This is a genomic window from Flavobacterium sp. ABG (assembly GCF_001027725.1).
GTDB lineage: Bacteria > Bacteroidota > Bacteroidia > Flavobacteriales > Flavobacteriaceae > Flavobacterium > Flavobacterium cupriresistens.
In genome coordinates this window covers 62,771-68,770 of the sequence record NZ_LEKS01000027.1, presented here as the reverse complement: position 1 = coordinate 68,770, position 6,000 = coordinate 62,771, and the positions used below count along the sequence as shown (strand labels likewise).

General features: G+C 34.5%; 6 protein-coding genes and 2 rRNA genes. 6 read left to right on the top strand and 2 right to left on the bottom strand.

Annotated elements, in window-relative coordinates; all coding sequences use genetic code 11:
• The 4 genes from AB674_RS20575 to AB674_RS20560 all read left to right on the top strand — a co-directional run.
• Positions 1-130, top strand: a 23S ribosomal RNA gene (locus AB674_RS20575); the annotation flags it as partial.
• A gap of 149 nt (positions 131-279) precedes the next feature.
• Positions 280-389: ribosomal RNA gene (rrf, locus tag AB674_RS20570) — 5S ribosomal RNA — on the top strand.
• Between the two features lie 292 nt (positions 390-681).
• Positions 682-1,134 (top strand): DUF1569 domain-containing protein, encoded by a 453-nt coding sequence (locus tag AB674_RS20565; RefSeq protein ID WP_047779173.1) that lies wholly within the window; start codon positions 682-684, stop codon positions 1,132-1,134.
• 16 nt (positions 1,135-1,150) lie between these two features.
• On the top strand, positions 1,151-1,585 hold the full coding sequence (locus AB674_RS20560; protein WP_047779172.1) for a 3-methyl-2-oxobutanoate hydroxymethyltransferase: 435 nt from the start codon (positions 1,151-1,153) through the stop codon (positions 1,583-1,585).
• A gap of 7 nt (positions 1,586-1,592) precedes the next feature.
• Here the strand turns inward: AB674_RS20560 and AB674_RS20555 are convergent, their stop codons facing one another.
• Positions 1,593-2,237 carry an endonuclease III domain-containing protein gene (locus AB674_RS20555; protein ID WP_047779171.1) on the bottom strand — a complete coding sequence of 215 codons (645 nt, stop codon included), beginning with the start codon at positions 2,235-2,237 and terminating at the stop codon, positions 1,593-1,595.
• 50 nt (positions 2,238-2,287) lie between these two features.
• A complete protein-coding gene (locus tag AB674_RS20550; RefSeq protein WP_047779170.1) occupies positions 2,288-3,154 on the bottom strand; it encodes an alpha/beta hydrolase in 867 nt (288 codons plus the stop codon).
• Positions 3,155-3,294: 140 nt separating this feature from the next.
• Here AB674_RS20550 and AB674_RS20545 point away from each other — a divergent pair, with 140 nt between their 5' ends.
• Positions 3,295-4,722, top strand: coding sequence for a glycogen synthase (locus AB674_RS20545; RefSeq protein WP_047779169.1), 1,428 nt, complete (start codon positions 3,295-3,297; stop codon positions 4,720-4,722).
• On the top strand, positions 4,712-5,992 hold the full coding sequence (locus tag AB674_RS20540) for a glucose-1-phosphate adenylyltransferase (protein WP_047779168.1): 1,281 nt from the start codon (positions 4,712-4,714) through the stop codon (positions 5,990-5,992). Before AB674_RS20545 ends, AB674_RS20540 begins: the two co-directional genes overlap by 11 nt.
• The last annotated feature ends 8 nt before the right edge of the window (positions 5,993-6,000 follow it).

The window sequence follows — 6,000 nt, the reverse complement described above, 5'->3', positions numbered from 1 at the left end:
TAAGCGCGAAACCCACCACAAGATGAGATTTCTTTTAAGGATCGTGGAAGATGACCACGTTGATAGGCTATAGATGTAAAGGCAGTAATGTCATAGTCGAGTAGTACTAATAATCCGTAAGCTTATGTACACCCTTTTCCCCACACTTCGGTGTGGGGAAGAAACTTTCTAAAATAAAATACTTTCTTTATCTCAGTATGTTAAGATATTGTTGCAATTATTTAATTATTAATTATAAATTTTTAATTAATTGTACGTTACCTCAAGTAACAACGACCTTAAGGTGGTTATTGCGGCGGGGCTCACCTCTTCCCATCCCGAACAGAGTAGTTAAGCCCGCCTGCGCAGATGGTACTGCAGTTATGTGGGAGAGTATGTCGTCGCCTTTCTTTTAAAAACCCTATCCAAATCGGATAGGGTTTTTTGTTTTATATACTTTTTGGTTGTTTTCTTTTTTAAACCATATAAGTGATGTAAGTTCAATTAAGCTTACTTTGCGAGCCTTGCGTAAATCCTTGCGTGCTTTGCGGTTAAGCAGTACTACATATAAGAAACGCCATTTTGCAACCTTGTTTTCTTGCTAAATAGAAGTTTTTGCAAAAATTAGGGCAATTTTAAAATCCTATTTACTATTTTGGGAATAAATTTTATATTTTTACTTAACTATAGAATAGTAGAATTATGCAAAATATTTTTCTTAGAGAAGATTGTGATCAATTCATTAATCGAATTAATCAGTTGAACTTGGATTCAAAAGGACTTTGGGGTAAAATGTCTGTAGATCAGATGTTTGCTCATTGCAATGTAGCGTATGAAATGGTCTATGATACGATTCATCCGAAACCTAGTGGCTTTGTGAAATTTATTCTTAAGACATTGGTGAAGAATAAAGTAGTCAGTGATAAGCCTTTTTTAAAAAATAATCAAACGGCGCCACAATTTATAATTGCAGGGAATCGTGATTTTGAGGCCGAAAAAAATAGATTGATTGCGTATTTGATTAAAACTCAGGAATTGGGAGAAAGTGAATTTGATGGTAAAGAATCACATTCTTTTGGAAAACTGACTTCGAAAGAGTGGAATAATCTGTTTGCCAAACATCTGGATCATCATCTGACTCAGTTTGGGGTTTAAGAAAAAAGAAAGGTTTATGAAAAATTATATCCTTGTTGTGTTTCTATTTATTGGATTAATAACGAATGCACAAAAACAAGAAGTCCAAAGGTCTATTGAATTATTTTTTGAAGGTTTTCATGAAAAAGATTCGATGAAAATTAAATCTGTTTGTTCGGATAAAATTATTCTGCAGTCTATCAGTGAGAATTCTCTGAAAGGAAACAAATTATCTGATGAAAAAGCAAAAGATTTTTACAAATCCATCGTATCAATTCCTGCCAGTGTCAATTTTAAGGAGAAAATTTTAGATTATAACATTCAAATAGACGGGTCTATGGCTCATGTTTGGGCTCCTTATGAGTTTTATCTTAATGGCAAATTGAGTCATACAGGAGTAAATACATTTACTTTGTTTAAAGAAAAAGAGACCTGGAAAATCATTTATTTAATTGATACAAGAAGGAAATAGTACTAACCTATTGTATTTGAGTGGTATAATAATGACAGGAATCCGTTATTAAACAATCCTCACATTTGGGTTTTGGTCTGCAGGTTTCTCTTCCCAGGAAGGAAATCGCCATTCCAATTTCGGACCAAATTGATTTAGGTATCGCAAGCATAAGATCTTTTTCTGCTTTAATCCCGTCTTTTGCTTCTTTGATTATTCCGATTCTGGGGGCTACACGAATAACATGTAAATCTGCAATAATGCCTTCCGCAGGTTTGTTGGTTTCCCTTAAAATCACATTAGCAGATTTTCTTCCAATGCCTTTTAAAGCTGTTAATTCTTTCATATTCAAAGGAATATTTTCATCCTTTTGTAGTGTTTTAGCGACATCAAGCAGCCATTGCAATTTTGTTGGATAATTTCTGACCTTGGTTATATACGATTTAAATGTTTCGGGATCTGCGTACGCTAAACTTTCAAGTGTAGGAAATTTTTCAAATAAAGCGGGCGAAATTGTGTTTATATTGGCATCAGAATCTTGGGCCGACAGCACGACCATTACAAGTAACTGATACGTATTTTTATAGTCTAAGGGATGCTTTTTACCTTTGTATTTTTTTAAAATAGGCTCCAATTTTACTTCCCAATTTGGTGTTTCTTCAAATAAATCCATTTCTGTTTTTCTTTACAAGTGACTAATTAAAAATTATAACTATCACAAAATTAAGTAGTTTCGATGAATTCTATTGTTTTTTTGATAACATTTTGATTTCCAAGGATTTTTCGGTGCCCCAGACCATCTGTAAGTGCTAAAGTTCCGTTTTCTAAATGTTTGTGAATATGAATTGCGGCCTTTACCGGTACTTCGGGATCATCATTATCGTGAATTACCAAGACCGGAATTTTAACTTTAGAAGCAGCTCTGTAAGCAGAATAATCATCCATTTTTGTCTGATATTGGCTTTCAAAATGATCGCGTAAAAGAGTACTCATTTTAGGTTTTAACCCGACTTTTGAAGTAAAATCATCCAAAATATCCTGTACAATATCACCACTTCCGATAACGACAGCTTTTTTTACACTTAGTCCATCTTTTATTGCATTCAAAACAGACATTCCGCCTAATGAATGTCCAATAGCAAATTCAAAAGGGCCATACAGCTTTTCAATTTCTAAAACTGATTCTATAAAATCAGACATTATAGTTGTTTTTCCATCCGATTTTCCATGTGCGGGAGCATCAAAACTTACTGTAGCATACCCTTTTCGCAAAAGTTCGTCGGCAATTTTGAATAATTGGGTACCGCGTCCCGACCAACCGTGTACAAGTATAACCTTCCGATCACTTTTTCCGTATTCATACACCACAATGTTTTTATTTATTGCCGGAACAAGAATGGCGTGTTGAATGCTTTTGTGATCCATATCGAGTTCTCTTTTAGGAACCTTGTGTTTTATGGGGGTTGTAAAAAGTTTTGCAGCATACTTTACGGTCAATTTTGTAGAGAAAAAAGCGCAAATTTTGCAGGATATAATAATAAACTGGGGAATTTTTAAAGATTGAATAGGATTGGAAGCCTTTTTTGTCATATTGGTAAATTTTGTCTCAAGCGCAGATTTCGGTTATTTTTCCTTAAATTTAAAGAACATAAAAGTAGTACAATTAATAAATTTTTGCTTTAAAAAACAGCAGGAATTTAGTTTAGTAAATGTGTTTTTAAAATTTTAGGATGGAAATATTTCATGTAAGTGCAGAATGTTACCCTATGGCAAAAGTTGGTGGACTGGCAGATGTTGTAGGAGCATTACCTAAATATCAAAGTAAGGCCGGTCATCAGGTTCGTGTGGTTGTGCCTTGTTATGATACTAAATTTAAAAGAGAAAATGAATTTGAATGTGTTCATTGGGGAAATGTTAAATTGGGGAATTTTGATTTTCCATTCAGTGTTTTAAAAGAAACAACAGAGCAGTTAGGCTATGAGCTTTATCTGATTGAGATCAAAGAATTATTTGATCGTCCAAATATCTATGGTTATGAGGATGATATTGAGCGGTTTTTATCTTTTCAGATCGCTACTTTAGATTGGATTACAGCTCGCGAAACGGTTCCGGATGTAATAAACTGTCATGATCATCATACGGGATTAATTCCTTTTTTAGTAAAGTATGCCTATAAATATGAGCGATTAAAAAAGGTTAAAACGGTAATTACCATTCATAACGGCTTGTATCAGGGCTGGTTTGGTTTTGATAAGCTGCATTATTTGCCTGAGTTTGATTTAATTCATGTCGGCTTTTTAGAGTGGAATACTGCTATAAATTCTTTGGCTGTTGGTATTAAATGTGCACACGCGGTTACTACGGTTTCGCCGAGTTATTTGGATGAAATTAACCGTTCTGCAAATGGTTTGGAAGCGTTATTTAACCAGGTTCGGGACAAGTCAAAAGGCATATTAAATGGTATTGATATTGAAATCTGGGATCCGTCTAAGGACCAGATGATTGTAGAAAACTATTCAGTCGAAACTTTTGCTGCCGGAAAGCAGAAGAATAAAGAAAAGTTATGTGAGGAGTTCGAATTGGATCCATCAAAACCTTTGTTCAGCTTTATTGGAAGACTGTTTGAAGAAAAAGGCGGTGATTTATTGCCTCAGGCTTCGGCGTTGGCTTTATCAGAGAATTTTGAAAGTATCAATATTCTGATTTTGGGATCCGGAAATCCAGATATTGAAGCTCAGTTGGTTCAATTGAGAAATGATTATAAAGGGTATTACAATGTTTTTATTGGTTATAATGAAGAATTAGCGCATTTGATTTATGCGGGTTCTGATTTTATCTTAATGCCATCCCGTGTTGAACCCTGCGGTTTAAATCAGTTGTATGCGCTGCGTTACGGAACAGTGCCTATTGTTAGAAGAACCGGAGGATTGCGTGATACCGTAATTGATTTTGGCGATAATGGAAACGGAATTTGTCATGATCAGGCTTCTGTGGGGGATATTTGTTACTCGATTAATCGGGCGGTTAAACTTTATGCCGATAAATCAAATTTTAATAAAATAATTGAAAGAGGAATGCAGACCGACCATTCCTGGGAAAGGGTGTGTGAGGAATACATCGAAATTTACAACTTAATAATTCAGAAAAATGAAGTTTAAAAAGAAAAATGTAGTTGCCATTATTTTAGGAGGAGGACAAGGATCACGTTTGTTCCCTTTAACAGAAACCAGATCAAAGCCGGCTGTTCCGATTGGAGGAAAATACAGATTGGTTGATATTCCAATTTCAAATTGTATTAATTCTGATATTTTTAAAATATTTGTATTGACACAATTCAATTCGGCATCTTTGAATGCTCACATTAAAAACACCTTTAATTTCAGTATTTTCAGTCAGTCCTTTGTTGATATTTTAGCGGCTGAACAAACTCCTGATAATCCTACTTGGTTTCAGGGAACGGCAGATGCTGTGCGTCAGTGTATGGCACATTTTCAAAAACATGATTTCGAGCATGCTTTGATTTTATCAGGGGATCAGTTGTATCAAATGGATTTTAATGAAATGTTAGAAGCTCATATTGCCAGTAATGCAGAAATTTCTATAGCTACACTGCCTGTAAACGCAAAAGACGCACCTGAATTTGGTATTCTTAAAACCAATCATGAAAGTTGCGTTGAAGCTTTTATTGAAAAACCCGAAGCTTCGCTCTTGCCACAATGGGAATCGGAAGTAAGCGAACAAATGCAAGCCAAAGGGAAAAAATACTTGGCTTCTATGGGGATTTACATCTTTAATAAAAAATTGCTTGAAGAGTTAATGGCCAATCCGGATACGAAAGATTTCGGAAAAGAAATTATTCCGCAAGCCGTTGGGAAACATAAAATTTTGAGTTACCAGTACGAAGGGTATTGGACCGATATTGGAAATATTGAATCCTTTTTTGAAGCGAATATTGGGTTGACCGCAGATATTCCGGAGTTTAATTTGTTTGACAATGACAATAAGATTTTTACACGTCCGAGGTTACTTCCTCCGTCTAAATTTAGAAATTCAACGATCAATCAATCTTTGATTTCTGAGGGATGTATTATTAATGCCAAAGAAATTAAGAGCTCTGTAATTGGTATTCGCTCCAGAATTGGCGAAGGAACCATTCTTGAAAACTGTTATGTGATGGGGAACGATTTTTATCAGGATCTTGATGAATTGAAAGAGGATACTGAAAAGAATAAAATTCACGTCGGAATTGGAGAAAATTGTTTTATAAAAAATGTTCTGGTCGATAAAAATGTACGTATTGGAAACAATGTTCATATTAACGGAGGAAAACATTTGGACAACTTTAGTAATGAATTATACAGCATCAAAGACGGAATTGTGGTCATTAAAAAAGATGTTATACTTTCTGATAATTTTAGAATAGAATAAAAAAGAAT